The sequence below is a fragment of the Hydrogenophaga defluvii genome, assembly GCF_042665235.1.
GTDB classification, from domain to species: Bacteria; Pseudomonadota; Gammaproteobacteria; order Burkholderiales; family Burkholderiaceae_C; genus Hydrogenophaga; species Hydrogenophaga defluvii_A.
This window is the reverse complement of the sequence record NZ_JBHTBZ010000025.1, coordinates 18703-33948: the sequence shown is the minus strand read 5'-3', so window position 1 is coordinate 33948 and position 15246 is coordinate 18703. Positions and strand designations below refer to the sequence as shown.

The window sequence follows — 15246 nt, the reverse complement described above, 5'->3', positions numbered from 1 at the left end:
ATGCCTACGTGCATGTCGAGACAACACCCGAAACGGTTTGAGAATCAAACCAGTACCCGTCCACGGAAGTGGGTCAACTCCACACAGCCTGCCGGTTGGGCTTAGAAAACTCGTTCTGCGCGATGTACTGGTCTTTGCCGCCTGTGCCCTGCTTGTGCAAGAACGACTGAAGGTCTTTCAGCCGAACTGAGACCTGCCGCGGCTTGCCACCTGCCCGAAAAATCGATGTGTATCCGTAGCGCTCAGGGTCGTGATAGAGCAGCGGTTCGTTGGCCGCAAAGTCAAAGGGCTCGTCACAGGCGAGCGCAAGTTGTTGTGCCATGTAGGCCTCCCGAATGGGAGCCCCAGGGCCATGCACAAGTCAGTTGCTATACGTCTCACTGGTACTCCCGCACGCCCTGCATCCCTTGCCGCCAAGCTTTCAGGATGCGGGGCGTTGTTTTTGCAGCCCACCCCGCGTGAACTGCTTGGGACGTGTAGTGACGGCACGAACTAAACCGCCGACTAAAAGACGTACAAAAAGGTCTGGAGCGAAAGCACCCCCATGGAGCCGATGCATCAGCGCATGGCCCAGCTCCAAAAAATCCTTGATAGCGCTTACCGACGAACCCAAAGGTATGGCAGCGAACCCGGGCGTATAAAAACGGTTGCTTTAGGTCTGGTCACAACCTGGAGCACACCATGACCGCAACAACCACGAAACCCGCCATCGCTTCCGCCACCGGCTCGGAAGTCACCAAACCCGCGCGCACGGCCTGCGCGAGCGCCCGCTTGTCGCTCAAAGAAGTCGCAGAGCGCATGAACATGTGCGCGCGCAGCATCCAGAAGCTCGTCGCCAAGGGCCGGTTTCCGCGTGGCGTATACCTGGGCCGCGACGTCTTTTGGCTGGAGACCGTCGTCGACGAATGGCTTGAAGCGCAGTTCGCCAGCCAGCTGGCTTGGGAGCCCAAAAAGCGCGGCACGTCGGCCAAGGCGAAGCTCGTCGCCACCAGCTGATTTCGGCGTCCGAGCCCTGAACAGGTGACCTGTTCAGCTCCGCACTCCTCCCACGGGCCTGCGACCGTCGTTGGTCGCAGGCATTTTTTTTCGTCCGCGGCGGCCAAAATGGTTGGTCAACACGGCCTGTGGCATCGCGGCAAACATCTCCAGCCCGGCCCGCGCAACGCAGTGCCTTGCCGGTCACTCTCGCCCCCCTGCACAGTCATGCTCTGAGCATCGAGAAACAAAAAGGGCCGGCATGAGCCGGCCCTTGATGACGGGTGAGTGGAAGTGGCTTGGCCAGCGAGAAATCCAGCCAAGCTCAGGCGTCACGCCCGTTTTCTGAGCGCAAAGTCGTACACCACGGCGGATGGCCTGCGAACGACTTGAGCAGGATTCACCGAGGAAGAGCCAGCCGCATCGACCGGTTCGGGCGATGGAGGCAGCTCGGGCGGCGTATGTGTCGCAGTCGATGCGGCCTCGGCATCCTTGGACAATTTCAGGTCATCTTGCTGCCACTGCTGAGCAACAAGTTCGCCGGCTGACGGCGGAGTAGATGGCGGGGTAGATGGCGAGGTTGATGGCGGCGCTGACGCTTGAGGCGCCGCCGTGGGAACGGGCTCTGCCGGCCGCGTCTGCTCACCGGTGGTCAGTGCCTCGACCATCTCCCTCCTCCTCTTCAAAGCAGCTTCGGCCAGCCGCTGGGAGCGGCGCTTGCTGACCACAGCATTGCCCTCCCCTTCGACCGCGGGAATCGACACCGACACCACCGGTGACACCGCCGCAGCCTGGTCCAGCGCATCGAGCATGTCTAGACTCACCAAGTTAATGTAGCTCAGCGCCTGGGCCAGGGTCTTGTGGCCCAGGACCCGCATGAGCTCGTGCGCGTTGAGTCCACGACGGGCCCAAGCGGTCGCGCCCAAATGCCGGAGGTCACGGAACTGGAAGTCCGGAATGCCGGCCTTCGTGCGCACACCCTTCCACATCTCCTGCACGGCGTTTTCGGAGAAGGGAAACACCCGCCCAGTCTCTGGTCGGGGCATGTTGGCCAAGATGTTTGCAGCGTGTTGGCTGAGCGGCATCACCACATCGCCCGTTTTGCTCGGAACCTTGATGATGCGATTTTCCAGGTCGGTGTTTTCCCAGCGCCACTGCAGCAGGCTGCCCTTGCGCAAGGTGGTCTCCACACAGATGGCCACCAGGCCCATGTACTCGGGCCGGTCGCACTCCTCCAGAGCCGCCCACATTCGCTCCTGCTGGGCCGTAGTCAGGAACACGAAGCGCGAGTTCGACGTGCCCAGCTTCAGTCCCTCGGTCGGGTCCTCGAAGCCTTTCCAGCTCCACTCCTTAGGGGCCAATCGAAACATGTGCCGCAGCAGCGCGATTTCTTTCTGAATCGTGCTGGCGCTCAAACCGTCTGTCTTCATGGTGGTCATCAGCGTACGGAAGTCCATCGGCTTGAGCATGCTGCAGCGTTTCCTGCCGAGCTCGGCAATCAGGTCGTAGGTGGGCTTGCGCTTGGCCAGTCGCTTGTCGCGGTGCTCAGCGAAGGCCTTCGCACCGATTTTGAGCTCGTACTCTTCGATGAAGGGCTTGCCTTGGGGGTCGGTGCGACGGCGGACGCGGCTCATACCGGCGCCCACTAGGTAGTTGTTGATACGGGTCAGTTCAGCGTCGCACCCGCCCTTGATGAGCGAGTAGGTCTGCGCGTACAGGCGCAGCGCTTGGGCCAGTGTGGTCTGCGTGGGCCCACCGAGCTCAGGTTCATGCTCTGAGTCGCGCAGGGCAATCATTTCCGCAATCCACTGTTTGGCTTCGTTGTGGGTGTCGAAAGACTCGACCGGGCGCTTGCCGTTGCTCAGCGTGACCTGTGCTTGCCAACGTCCGCGGTATTTGCGGGGGGTGGGAAGGCGCTTATTGGCCATGGCAAGCCTCCTGCGCCAGCGAGTGAGCTGTTTTCTGGTTGGATGCGTTCGAGAGCACCAGTGGGGTGAGGTCCACTGGGGCGGCGCTCCCGTAGGACACAGCCACCGGGTCCAGCATCGAGGGCTCGCGGTCCAGCGAAACCTGAACGCAGACCCGCGCGGCGGCCTGGGCACGAGCCAGGCCATCGAACTTGCGCGACACGACTTGGTGCGCAACACGCTCGATGCGGGCGCCCGATTGGGTCACGACGGCCTGAGGGAAGGTGGCCGAGGAATGGGCTGCAGGGCAATGAGCTGCAGCGTGCCACGAGGTGGTGGCAGCGACGGGGTTGGTCAAAGTCGCGGGGTGAGCGTGAGCTCGGTTGCCTGCGACGGCGGGGTGTTGGTCAGACATATCGTCATCTCCTGTTGGTTGAAGGTGACGTGTCTAGGAACCCAGCCGTTTGCGGCCGCCTTAAAACGCTTTAGACCGCTTTAGACCGCTTCAGAGCGCTTGCAGATGTCTGCGGGCGTCTGAGGACGGCTTAGCGGCGCCTCGTGGCGTCTCGGGGCGTCGCTCACGCGAACGCGAGCGAACCGGGTTCTGTCGACCGAAGATTGCGCTGCGTGCAGGCTTGTACCGGGGGGCTGGGTCGAACGAGCCTTTGCTTGTGCGCCAGTCGGGCCGCGTGGTGCGACCCGTGTGTGCGCGCAGCAGGTGCTGCGTCCGGCGGTGGCCGGGCCCGGTGAGCAAGCGCAAACACATGCGCAAACAAACACGGCTCAGGCCCCGGAAAATCAAAAGGCCTTAGCAACTTGCGCTGCTAAGGCCTTGATTTCTATCGCTATTTTCTTGGCTCCCCGACCTGGGCTCGAACCAGGGACCTACGGATTAACAGTCCGGCGCTCTACCGACTGAGCTATCGGGGAAAAATACTTGCTTCCGGCAGCCAAGGCGGAAAAGAAAATGGGAACCGGGGTGGTTCCCATTTTTCGCCTTGTTTGGCTCCCCGACCTGGGCTCGAACCAGGGACCTACGGATTAACAGTCCGGCGCTCTACCGACTGAGCTATCGGGGAAGAAGCCTCGAAGTATATCGATATTTTTCGGTTTTTTGCAAGCAGCCCGATTTTTTTCAGAAGTTGGTCTGCAGGGCCAGGCGCAGGGTACGTGGCGCGGCGGGGAACAGGTAGATGTGGCTGTACTGGTACGGCGACTCTTTGAAGAAGCGGCGGTTGGCGAGGTTCTCCACGGCCAGCGTCCAGGTGGCTTTGTGGCCACCCAGTTGGGTGTCGTAGCGCAAAGCGGCGTCCACTTGTGTCCACGAGGGCAGGCGCACGGAGGCATCGGGCAGCACGTTGCGGCGGCCTTCGTGCGACAGGCTGGCAATGGCGCTCAGGCCGGGCACGGCGGCGAAGCGGTAGCCCACGCTGGCGCGCAGCACCCACTCGGGCACATTGGTGGGGGCCTGGCCATTGAGTTCGGGCACGATCACGCCGCCGCGTCGGCGCGCGTGCATGAAGCTGGCACTGCCTTGCAGGCTCCAGGCGCCCAGACGGGTGCCTGCGCCCAGCTCCAGGCCACGGTGACGCGCATCACCGTCGATCACGCGCGTGCACGTCGCGGCATCGTCGCAGGTGCCCACATCGCCTGAAAGCGGCCGCGTGATGTTGAACAGGGTGGCGTTCCAGCGCACACGGCCGTCGTCGTGTTTGAGGCCCATTTCCCACTGGCGGCTTTCCAGTGTGGGCAGGGGTTGGCCTGCGTTGGTGTAGCGGCTGCGGCCGGGGGCCACTTCCGATTCAACGCCTTTGCCCCAGCTCGCATACAGCATGTGGGCGGGCGTGAGTTGCCAACTGCCGGCGAGCCAGGGGGTGGTGAAGCTGCGTTGGTAGTCCGTCTCGCGCGAGCCATCGGTGCGCACGCTGTGGCGGTTCAGGCGCGTGTGGCGCAGGCCCAGCCAGGTGCTCAATCCGGGCGCCCATTCGATGGCGTCGTAGGCAAAGAACTCGGTGCTGCGCTCGCGCAGCTTGGTGTAGGGGTCGGCGTAGGTGGGGTCGGCTGGCAGCGCGGGCTGGGTGTAGATGTTGCCGGTGCCCACGGCGGCGTTGTTGTCGGCCTGGGGCTGGCCCAGGTCGGTGTGGCGGTTGGCCTGCACACCCAGGCGCAGTTGGTGTTTGATGGCGCCGGTCTTGAGTTCACCCTTCACGGCCAGTTGCAGCGCCTGGGTGGTGCGGCGCTCGTTGTCGCTGCGGAAGTCGTAGAGGTCGTAGTCGCCGTTGGGGCAGTAGCGGTCAGCGTAGTAGGTGTCGCTGCCGGCGTCGTAGCAGCCGTAGGGGTAGGCCAGGCGGTCGTCGGCCTGCAGGCGCTGCGAGGCCAGTTGGGCGGTCCAGCTCCAGCCTTCGCTCAAGGCCTGCTCAAAGCGCACGCTGCCGCTGAAGTTGCGCATGACGCCGGGCTGGCTCCAGGGCTGGTGGTTGATGTTGACGAAGGGGTTGGCGGCGGGCAGTTGGTTGCCCAGCAGGCTCAAGCCGGGCACGCCGGGCTGGCTGCGGCGGCTGTGCTCAAACTCCACCTCCAGCAGGCTGTCGCGGCTGATGCGCCAGTCCATGGCCAGGGCCAGCAGGTGGCGGCGGCCATCGGCGGCGTCCACATGGCTGCCAATGCGTTCGCCGGCCAAGTTGAAGCGGTAACCGAATTCGCGCTGCTGCCCAAAACGTCCGCCGAGGTCCACATGAGCCAGCACGCCGCCCTCGCTGGTGATTTCGGTGCGCAGGCTGCGCAGGTCTTTTTCGGTGGGGCGTTTGACCACGTAGTTGATGAGCCCGCCCGGCGCGCTGGTGCCGGCCTGGATGCCGCTGGTGCCCTTGAGCACTTCCACGCGCTCTTTGTTTTCCAGCCCGATCACGGTTTCGGCGCTGATGGGCAGGCCTTCACGACGGAAGTTGTATTTGGCGTCCAGCACGTAGCCGCGCACGGTGGCGTAGTCCCAGTAGCCCACAGCGTTGTAGGCGTCGGACACCGAGGCATCGAACTTGTAGAGGTCGCGCACGCTGCGCGCGCCGCTGGCCTCGATCTGGGCGGCGTCGATGACGGTGGCGCTGATGGGCGTGCGGGCCAGGGGCGCGTCGCCAAAGCCGCCCACGTCCACGCTGGGCGCTGCCGTGCCGTCACTGACGGTGACAGGGGCCAGGGTTTGGGTTTGCGAGAAGGCCGCCGTGCTGAACAAGGCGGCGGCCACGGGCGTCAGCATGAAGCTGCGGCGGGGCAAAGAGCGAAAAAGAGAACGGGTGTGTGCCATGGCGTGGTGGTCGCGAAATGGCAGGTCGGCTGGGCATGGCACCGAGCAGAATACCCACGTGTGGCGGGCGCCCGGTGACTGCGTTTGCTTCCCTGCGCGAGGATTACCTCAATCAGGTTCAAAGGGACTTTCTCAGTCGCCCGCCGTGTGGCGGGCAACACCCCTAGCGAAAACACGTTGCAACAACGTGCGGCGAGAATTGTAGTTCAGGCCACCGCTGTCGGCACACGCATGGCCTGGGCCGCGATGTCCAGCGAACGCAGACGCAGCGCGGGGTCGAACACGTCGCTGACGATCATGAACTCGTCGGCTTCGGTCACGCGGGCCAGCTCTTCAAAATGGGCCGTCACGGTGGCAGGCCCACCTATGGCGGCCACGGCCAGAAAATCGTCCACCGCCGCGCGCGCCTGGGAATGCAGGCTGGCACGGAAATGTGGCACCGGCGGCTGCAGCCGCTGGCGGTCGCCGGTGAGGATGCCCAGCACCCGCTGGTAGGTGCTGCTGGCCAGGAACTCGGCCTCCTCGTCGGTGGGGGCGGCAATCACCGGCACACCCACCACCGCGTAGGGTTGCTGGAGTGTGGCCGAGGGCTGAAAGTGGCTGCGGTAAACATCAAGCGCTTGCAGCAGCAGGCGCGGCGCAAAGTGCGAGGCAAATGCGTAGGGCAAGCCCCGCTCGGCCGCCAGGCGCGCCGAAAACAGGCTGGAACCCAGCAACCAGATGGGCACGTTGGTGCCCGCCCCGGGCATGGCCACCAGGCGCTGACCGGGCTGGGCAGGTGCCAGCAGACGCTGCAGTTCGGCCACATCGCGCGGGAAGTCGTCTTCACTTTCCACGCGGTCGCGGCGCAGGGCGCGCATGGTGGGGCCGTCGGTGCCGGGCGCGCGGCCCAGGCCCAGGTCGATGCGGCCGGGGTACAGCTCGGCCAGGGTGCCAAAGGCTTCGGCCACCACCAGCGGAGCGTGGTTGGGCAGCATCACGCCGCCCGAACCCACGCGCATGTGCGAGGTGGCGGCGGCGATGTGCCCCACCAGCACGGCCGTGGCCGAGCTGGCGATGCCCACCATGTTGTGGTGTTCGGCCAGCCAATAGCGTGTGAAACCCAGGCGTTCGGCGTGCTGGGCGGTGCGCACGGCGATGTCGAGCGCTTCGCGCACGGTGCCACCTTCGCGCACGGCCACCAGATCGAGCATGGACAGGGCGATGTCGGATAAAGCTTTCATGCCCCGGATTGTCCCGCTTCGGCCATGGGCTTGCACGGCGCGTGTTTATCATCCGACGCATGAAGCCCGCCGCCATCGAGACCTTTTTCGCCACCCTCAAGGCCGCCAACCCCATGCCGGTGACGGAGCTGGAATACACCAGCGTGTTCGAGCTGCTGGCCGCCGTGCTGCTCTCGGCCCAGGCCACCGACGTGGGGGTGAACAAGGCCACGCGGCGCTTGTTCCCGCTGGCCAACACGCCCCAAAAAATCCTGGCGCTGGGGCTGGAGGGGCTGGAGTCGCACATCAAAACCATTGGCCTGTTCCGCAGCAAGGCCAAACACCTGATGGAAACCTGCCGCATCCTGGTGGAGCAACACGGTGGCCGCGTGCCGCGCACCCGCGAGGCGCTGGAAGCCCTGCCCGGCGTGGGCCGCAAAACGGCCAACGTGGTGCTCAACGTGGCTTTTGGTGAACCCACCATGGCGGTGGACACGCACATCTTCCGCGTGGGCAACCGCACAGGCCTCGCGCCGGGCAAAACGCCACTGGCCGTGGAACAGCAATTGCTCAAGCGCATTCCGCCGGCCTACCTGGTGGACGCCCACCATTGGCTCATTCTGCACGGCCGCTACGTGTGCCAGGCCCGCAAGCCGCTGTGCCACCAGTGTGCGGTGGCACACACCTGCGACTTCCAGCCCAAAACACGCGCATGACGCGGCGCGCACCAGCCCTGCCCTGGCTGGAGCCAGGCCAAGCCTTTCCACCGCTGAGCAGCGCCTGGGGCGCACACGACCCGGCCCCAGGCCTGCTGGCCGCTGGTGGCGCGCTGGACGTGCACACCCTGCTCGCGGCGTACTCCCAAGGCATTTTTCCCTGGTACAGCGAAGGCCAGCCCATTCTGTGGTGGAGCCCCGACCCCCGCATGGTGCTGCAGGTGACGGACTTCCGGCTCCATGACTCGCTGCGCAAACCCCTGTTCAGCGGGCTGCGCCAGCAGCGCATCGAAATCCGTTTTGACCACGATTTTTCGTCGGTGATCCGGCACTGTGCGGCCACGCCCCGCCACGGCCAACATGGCACCTGGATACTGCCGGAGATGGTGGCCGCCTACGAGGCCCTGCACCGCGCCGGCCACGCGCACAGCGTGGAGACCTGGTGGGACGGCGAGCTGGCCGGCGGCCTGTATTGCGTCAACCTGGGCGGCATGGTGTTTGGCGAATCCATGTTCAGCCACCGCAGCAACGCCTCCAAGATGGCGCTGGCGGGGCTGGTGGCCTTTTGCCGGCAACACGGCATCACTGCCATCGACTGCCAGCAAAACACCGCCCATCTGGCGTCACTGGGTGCGCGCGAGATCGCTCGCAGCGATTTTGTTCACCATGTGCATGGCACGCTGGCAACACCGGCAGCGGCGTGGCGCTTCTTGTCCGTATACTGGAAACATCTCTTGCCCGCACACGAATCCACGTGACGCATCCCAAAGAGCTTCCCCTTCAGGCGCTGCAGTTCTACGCCACAGCGCCCTACCCCTGCAGCTACCTGGACGGCCGACAGGCGCGTTCGCAGGTCGCCACCCCCAGCCACCTGATCCACAACGACGCCTACTCAGACCTGGTGGCACGCGGCTTTCGCCGCAGCGGCATGTTCACCTACCGCCCCTACTGCGATGGCTGCAGCGCCTGCGAGCCACTGAGGGTGAAGGTGCACGACTTCAAGCCCAGCCGCAGCCAGAAGCGGGCGCAAGCCAAGCACGGCCACTTGCACACCCGCGTGCTCAAGCTGTGTTTTGTGCCCGAGCACTACCAGCTCTACCTGCGCTACCAAAACCACCGCCACGCCGGCGGCGGCATGGACCACGACAGCATCGACCAGTACACCCAGTTCCTGTTGCAAAGCCGGGTCAATTCGCGATTGGTGGAATTCTTCGAACCCGCGACGGATGACCGGCCAGCGCAGCTCAAGATGGTGTCTATCGTCGATGTGCTCAACGATGGCATTTCCGCCGTCTACACCTTCTTTGAGCCTGAGGCACGCGCCAGCTACGGCACCTACAACGTGTTGTGGCAGATTGAGCAGGCGCGCAGCCTGGGCCTGCCGCACGTCTATCTGGGGTACTGGATCGAACAAAGCCCCAAGATGCGCTACAAGGCGCTGTTCGAGCCACACGAAGTCCTGCGCGACGGGCAATGGCAGGGAGCCCCATGACACCCGGCACACACGGCATCTGCCGGTGAGCCTGAGATTTCATCTCGTAAAATACGGTCATTGATAGGCACCATGACCAAACGCTCAGACACCCTCCCCAGCCACCCTAGCGTCCAAGTGATTGAGCGCATGTTCAATTTGCTGGAGGTGCTGGCTTCCCGCGAGGAAGCGGTTTCACTCAAAGAAATCAGCGAGAAAACCGGCCTGCACCCCTCCACCGCACACCGCATCCTGAACGACCTCACCATCGGTCGTTTTGTGGACCGCCCGGAAGCCGGCGCATACCGGCTCGGCATGCGCCTGCTGGAGTTGGGTAACCTGGTGAAAGCCCGCTTGAGCGTGCGCGACACCGCCCTGGGCCCCATGCGCGAGCTGCACAAACTCATCCAGCAGCCGGTGAACCTGAGCGTGCGCCAAGGCGATGAAATTGTGTACGTGGAACGTGCCTACAGCGAACGCTCAGGCATGCAGGTGGTGCGCGCCATTGGTGGCCGTGCGCCGCTGCACCTCACCTCGGTGGGCAAGCTCTTTCTGGCGGCCGACGACCCACAGCGCGTGCGCGCCTACGCCACCCGCACCGGGCTGCAAGGCAACACCCGCAACAGCCTCACGCAAGTGGCCGCACTGGAACGCGAACTGAGCCTGTGCCGCCAACTGGGCGTGGCGCGCGACAACGAGGAGCTGGAGCTGGGTGTGCGCTGCATGGCCGCAGGCATCTACGATGACCAGAACAAACTGGTCGCCGGTTTGTCGATTTCAGCGCCTGCCGACCGCCTGGACGATGGCTGGTTGCCCAAGCTCAAGGCCACCGCCGCCAGCATTTCAGCGGCCTTGGGCAACCTGAACCAACGCCCATAAAAAAACCCCGGCAACCATCTGGCGCCGGGGTTGTTGTGTGGCGCGCGCACGTCGCGCACGAATTCAGCTCTGTGGCTTGGCAAACTGCATCAGGGTGTCGGTGCGTTGTTCCACCCAGCGGCGCACACGCTCCGCGTCACCTATACGCGCCGCCTTGCCTGCGGCGTCCAGAAACACCATGATGACCTGACGACCGGCCACGTTGGCCTGCATCACCAGGCAGCGACCCGCCTCGGAGATGTAGCCGGTCTTCTGAAGCCCAATGCTCCACTCCGGGTTGTGCACCAGGCGGTTGCTGTTGTTGAACTGGACGGTGCGCCGACCCACATCCACCTGGTGGCTGGGCGAGGTGGACAGGTCGCGCAACATTGGCCGGTTGTAGGCCGCAGCGGCCAGCGTGGCCAGGTCCTTGGCACTCGAACGATTGTCACTGGACAGGCCGGTTGGCTCCACATAGCGCGTGTCGTTCATGCCCAGCTCGCCGGCCTTGGCGTTCATCAGGGTCACAAACGCCGACAAGCCGCCCGGAAAGGTGCGCCCCAGCGCGTGGGCTGCACGGTTCTCACTCGACATCAGCGCCAGGTGCATGAGCTCGCCGCGCGACAAGGTGGTGCCCACGGCCAGGCGCGAACTGCTGCCCTTGAGCGTGTCCACGTCGGCCTGGGTGATGGTGATCATCTCGTCCATAGGCAACTGCGCGTCCACCACCACCAGCCCCGTCATCAGCTTGGTCAGCGACGCGATTGGCAGCACCGCCGTTTCATTTTTGCGCAGCAGCACTTCGTGCGTGTCTTGGTCAACCACCAGCGCCACGCTCGAATTCAGGTCCAGCGGATCGTCGCGCTCACGCAGACCCAGCTTTTCACCCATTGAGGGCCGCGCCACGGCCAACGTGGCGGCAGAAGTGACCGCAGCAGCAGCAACCACCGATTTGCGCACCCGCTTGTTGGCGGACGCCACGCGCGTACCTGTTTTGCGTTGCGCCACAGCGGCCTTGTTGGTGCGGCCCGTATTGGCTTGAGCGGTTTTTTTGCCTGCCACTGGTTTGACAGCCACCGGCTTTTTGGCTTTGTTGACTGTGCTCGTCTTGGCCGCCTGGGCGCTGCGCGTCTTTTGGGTCTGTGCGTGAGAGACATTCAACAGGGACAAGGCCACAAACAAAGCGGCACCACCCACCCATTTCAGCGTCCGACCTGTTGTTTGCATCATGCGGAAACCTTAAAAGTGAAGTTTTATGTAACGGAGTATACGCATGAAAAAAAACGCAAGCAATATCAATTGCTTGCGTTTACTTGTTCAAAAAGAGCCTTAAGACGCGGTCCTAACTGGCCCCGGTTTGCACCTTTTTGGTGCAATCACCCCTGGGCCGCCACCCGCTCGCCCTTGCTGTGCAGCTTGTTCAGCGCGCTCAGGTAAGCCTTGGCAGATGCGACCACGATGTCGGGATCGGCACCCACACCATTGACCACGCGCCCACCATGTTGCAGGCGCACCGTCACCTCGCCCTGGCTTTCGGTGGAGCCGCTGGTGATGGCGTTCACCGAATACAGCACCAGTTCGGCACCGCTCTTGACGTGGCTTTCGATGGCCTTGAGCGACGCGTCCACGGGCCCATTGCCATCGGCCGTGCCGTGGAACTCCTTGCCGTCCACGGTGAACACCACCTCGGCGTGCGGGCGTTCGCCGGTTTCACTGCGCTGGGCCAGCGACACCAGGCCGTACTGCTCCTTCTCGGCGGTGACGCTTTCGTCGCTGCACAAAGCCAGGATGTCTTCGTCGAAAATTTCCGCCTTGCGGTCGGCCAGTTCCTTGAACGCAGCGAAGGCGGTGTTGACTTCGCTCTCCGACGCCATTTCAATGCCCAGCTCTTGCAGGCGCTGCTTGAAGGCGTTGCGGCCGCTGAGCTTGCCCAGCACGATCTTGTTGGCGGCCCAGCCCACGTCTTCGGCCCGCATGATTTCGTAGGTGTCGCGCGCCTTGAGCACGCCGTCCTGGTGGATGCCGCTGGCATGCGCAAACGCGTTGGCACCCACCACGGCCTTGTTGGGCTGCACCACAAAACCTGTGGTCTGGCTCACCATGCGGCTGGCAGGCACGATCTGCGTGGCATCGATGCCCAGGTCCAGGCCAAAGTAATCGCGGCGCGTTTTCACGGCCATCACAATTTCTTCCAGCGAGCAGTTGCCAGCACGCTCACCCAGGCCGTTGATGGTGCATTCCACCTGGCGCGCACCGCCAATCTTCACGCCGGCCAACGAGTTGGCCACCGCCATGCCCAGGTCGTTGTGACAGTGCACGCTCCAGATGGCCTTGTCGGAGTTGGGCACGCGCTCGCGCAGCGTTTTGATGAAGTTGCCGTACAGCTCCGGCACAGCGTAGCCCACGGTGTCGGGCACGTTGATGGTGGTCGCACCTTCGGCGATCACGGCCTCCAGCACGCGGCACAAAAAGTCCATGTCGCTGCGGTAGCCGTCTTCGGGGCTGAACTCGATGTCGGCACACAGGTTGCGGGCAAAACGCACCGATTGCTTGGCCTGCTCCAGCACCTCTTCGGGCGTCATGCGCAGCTTTTTCTCCATGTGCAGCGCGCTGGTGGCGATGAAGGTGTGGATGCGCGCCCGGTTGGCGCCTTTCAAGGCCTCGGCCGCACGTGCGATGTCGCGGTCGTTGGCACGGGCCAACGAGCAGACGGTGGAGTCTTTGATGGTGTTGGCGATGGCCTGCACACAATCAAAATCGCCGTTGGAGCTGGCGGCGAACCCGGCTTCGATCACGTCCACCTTGAGGCGCTCGAGCTGGCGGGCGATGCGCAGCTTCTCGTCCTTGGTCATGGAGGCGCCGGGCGACTGTTCGCCATCGCGCAAGGTGGTATCAAAAATGATCAGTTGGTCAGACATGGCTTATCTCCTGGGAATGCGTGAAACCGGGCCTCAAGCGCCGGCCAACTCGTTGGCGGTGGGGACGTCGGCCGAAGCCGGGGAATCTGCGATTGTCGCGCGTTGCAGGCCCGACAGTATGGCCTTGAGCGAAGCGGCCACGATGTCGGTGTCGCGGCCCACGCCGTACACCGTCTGTGATGCGCCAATGCGCAGCTCCAGGTAGGCGACCGCCTGGGCGTCCGCCCCGGCGCCGATGGCGTGTTCGTGGTAGTCCAGCACGCGCACCGACACCCTCAGGGCAGCTCCCATGGCCTGCACAAAGGCGTCGATGGGGCCATCGCCGTGGCCGGCAAACGCCACGGAACGACCCGCCACTTCGCACTCGCCTTCGAGCCGTACCGACTGGGCGCCCTGCCCTTCGCTGGCCTGCAGCCGATAGCGCGGCAAAGCGGTGGTGCTGACGTGGTACTCGCTGTCAAACAACTGCCAGAGGTCGGCCGCCGTCAACTCGTGGCCCTCGGTGTCCATGACCTGCTGCACCGCCTGACTGAATTCGATCTGCAAACGGCGCGGCAGATCCAGCCCGTACTCGCTGTCGAGCAGGTAGGCGATGCCGCCCTTGCCCGACTGGCTGTTCACGCGGATCACCGCCTCATAGCTGCGGCCCAGGTCCTTGGGGTCGATGGGCAGGTAGGGAATGGCCCAAACGTCGCCCCCGCGTCGCTGGGCAAACGCCTTCTTGATGGCGTCCTGGTGCGATCCCGAAAAAGAGGTGTAGACCAGATCGCCTGCATAGGGGTGGCGCGGGTGCACGGGCAACTGGTTGCAGTGCTCCACGGTGCGGCGCACCTCGTCGATGTCGGAGAAGTCCAGCCCAGGGTCCACGCCCTGGGTGTAGAGGTTGAGAGCGACGTTGACCAGGTCGAGGTTGCCCGTGCGCTCGCCGTTGCCAAACAGGCAGCCCTCGACGCGGTGGGCGCCGGCCATGAGCGCGAGCTCGGCCGAGGCGGTGCCGGTGCCGCGGTCGTTGTGCGGGTGCACCGACACCACGATCTCGGGGCGGTCGCGGAAACGCCGCACCATCCACTCCACTTGGTCGGCGAACACATTGGGTGTGGCGTTCTCCACCGTGGTGGGCAGGTTGAGGATGATGGGCCTGCCCACACCCCAGGCGGCAATGGCGGTTTCGCAGGCTTCAAGCGACACCTCCAGCTCGGCCAACGAAAAGGTCTCGGGCGAATACTGCAACACCCATTCGGTGTCGGGGCGGGCGTCGGTGAGGCGGCGCACCAGGCCCACATGCTCGTCCACCAGTTGCATGACCTGCGGCACCTCCAGCCCGAAGACCACGCGGCGCCACACCGGCGCGACGGCGTTGTAGACGTGCACGATGACGCGGCGTGCCCCGGCCACGGCCTCAACAGTGCGCTCGATCAGCTCGGCGCGTGCCGGCGTCATGACTTGGATGGTCACGTCGGCGGGGATCAGATCTTCCTCGATGAGCTTGCGCACGAAATCGAAGTCGGTCTGCGAGGCGGCCGGGAAGCCAACCTCGATCTCCTTGAACCCTATCCGCACCAGCAACTCGAACATGCGCAGTTTGCGCGCCGCGTCCATGGGCTCGATCAGGGCCTGGTTGCCATCACGCAGGTCGGTGCTCAGCCACACGGGCGCCTGGGTCAGAACGGCGTCGGGCCACGTGCGATCGGTGAGCCCGATGGGGCGGAAGGCTTGGTACTTGCTTGCGGCTTGCTTCAACATGGTGCTCTCTCGAAGGTGAGCCAGCAACGCCCAAAAACAACCACGGCCCGTTGCTGGTGCATACGGGCCGTGGTTTGGCGAAAAACTGCGCGCGAAACTCTACCTGCCCGTGAAGGACAGCAGTAGTAGGGTGCGTGCGACGAATTTCATGCGTA

13 protein-coding genes, 2 tRNA genes and 1 riboswitch are annotated in these 15246 nt (G+C 64.2%); of the genes, 5 read left to right on the top strand and 10 right to left on the bottom strand.

The features are described from left to right. Positions 1–73: 73 nt before the first annotated feature. Positions 74–322 carry a hypothetical protein gene (locus ACFQU0_RS11450; RefSeq protein WP_382200838.1) on the bottom strand — a complete coding sequence of 83 codons (249 nt, stop codon included), beginning with the start codon at positions 320–322 and terminating at the stop codon, positions 74–76. Positions 323–681: 359 nt separating this feature from the next. Here ACFQU0_RS11450 and ACFQU0_RS11445 point away from each other — a divergent pair, with 359 nt between their 5' ends. Beyond that, complete coding sequence (locus ACFQU0_RS11445) at positions 682–996, top strand: helix-turn-helix transcriptional regulator (protein ID WP_382200837.1); 315 nt, start codon at positions 682–684, stop codon at positions 994–996. A 311-nt stretch (positions 997–1307) separates the two neighbouring features. Here ACFQU0_RS11445 and ACFQU0_RS11440 read toward each other — a convergent pair whose 3' ends face one another. From ACFQU0_RS11440 to ACFQU0_RS11415, 6 genes are all read right to left on the bottom strand, one after another. Continuing rightward, positions 1308–2903, bottom strand: coding sequence for a tyrosine-type recombinase/integrase (locus ACFQU0_RS11440; protein WP_382200835.1), 1596 nt, complete (start codon positions 2901–2903; stop codon positions 1308–1310). Next, entirely contained in the window at positions 2893–3297 is a 405-nt protein-coding gene (locus ACFQU0_RS11435; protein ID WP_382200834.1) for a hypothetical protein, read from the bottom strand. The genes ACFQU0_RS11440 and ACFQU0_RS11435 overlap by 11 nt, the downstream gene beginning before the upstream one ends. Before the next feature lie 439 nt (positions 3298–3736). Then, positions 3737–3812: transfer RNA gene (locus ACFQU0_RS11430), tRNA-Asn, on the bottom strand. Positions 3813–3885: 73 nt separating this feature from the next. Beyond that, a tRNA-Asn gene (locus ACFQU0_RS11425) sits at positions 3886–3961 on the bottom strand. A 56-nt stretch (positions 3962–4017) separates the two neighbouring features. Continuing rightward, positions 4018–6183, bottom strand: a complete 2166-nt coding sequence (locus tag ACFQU0_RS11420; RefSeq protein ID WP_382200832.1) for a TonB-dependent siderophore receptor — start codon at positions 6181–6183, stop codon at positions 4018–4020. 72 nt (positions 6184–6255) lie between these two features. Beyond that, positions 6256–6358: riboswitch (TPP riboswitch) on the bottom strand. 31 nt (positions 6359–6389) lie between these two features. Further along, complete coding sequence (locus ACFQU0_RS11415; protein WP_382200830.1) at positions 6390–7406, bottom strand: LLM class flavin-dependent oxidoreductase; 1017 nt, start codon at positions 7404–7406, stop codon at positions 6390–6392. Between the two features lie 59 nt (positions 7407–7465). Here ACFQU0_RS11415 and nth point away from each other — a divergent pair, with 59 nt between their 5' ends. From nth to ACFQU0_RS11395, 4 genes are all read left to right on the top strand, one after another. Beyond that, positions 7466–8101 (top strand): endonuclease III, encoded by a 636-nt coding sequence (gene nth / locus ACFQU0_RS11410; RefSeq protein ID WP_382200828.1) that lies wholly within the window; start codon positions 7466–7468, stop codon positions 8099–8101. Beyond that, on the top strand, positions 8098–8859 hold the full coding sequence (gene aat, locus ACFQU0_RS11405; protein WP_382200826.1) for a leucyl/phenylalanyl-tRNA--protein transferase: 762 nt from the start codon (positions 8098–8100) through the stop codon (positions 8857–8859). Before nth ends, aat begins: the two co-directional genes overlap by 4 nt. Then, positions 8856–9593, top strand: coding sequence for an arginyltransferase (locus ACFQU0_RS11400; RefSeq protein WP_382200824.1), 738 nt, complete (start codon positions 8856–8858; stop codon positions 9591–9593). The genes aat and ACFQU0_RS11400 overlap by 4 nt, the downstream gene beginning before the upstream one ends. 72 nt (positions 9594–9665) lie before the next feature. Continuing rightward, entirely contained in the window at positions 9666–10451 is a 786-nt protein-coding gene (locus ACFQU0_RS11395) for an IclR family transcriptional regulator (protein WP_382200822.1), read from the top strand. Between the two features lie 63 nt (positions 10452–10514). On the opposite strand, the gene pbpG is transcribed toward ACFQU0_RS11395, so the two are convergent. From pbpG to leuA, 3 genes are all read right to left on the bottom strand, one after another. Continuing rightward, complete coding sequence (pbpG, locus tag ACFQU0_RS11390; protein ID WP_382200839.1) at positions 10515–11657, bottom strand: D-alanyl-D-alanine endopeptidase; 1143 nt, start codon at positions 11655–11657, stop codon at positions 10515–10517. A gap of 149 nt (positions 11658–11806) precedes the next feature. Continuing rightward, positions 11807–13348, bottom strand: a complete 1542-nt coding sequence (locus ACFQU0_RS11385) for a 2-isopropylmalate synthase (protein WP_382200820.1) — start codon at positions 13346–13348, stop codon at positions 11807–11809. Positions 13349–13381: 33 nt separating this feature from the next. Then, the gene (gene leuA / locus ACFQU0_RS11380) at positions 13382–15091 is read right to left on the bottom strand and encodes a 2-isopropylmalate synthase (protein WP_382200818.1); all 1710 of its coding nucleotides are present in this window, start codon (positions 15089–15091) and stop codon (positions 13382–13384) included. Positions 15092–15246: the final 155 nt, after the last annotated feature.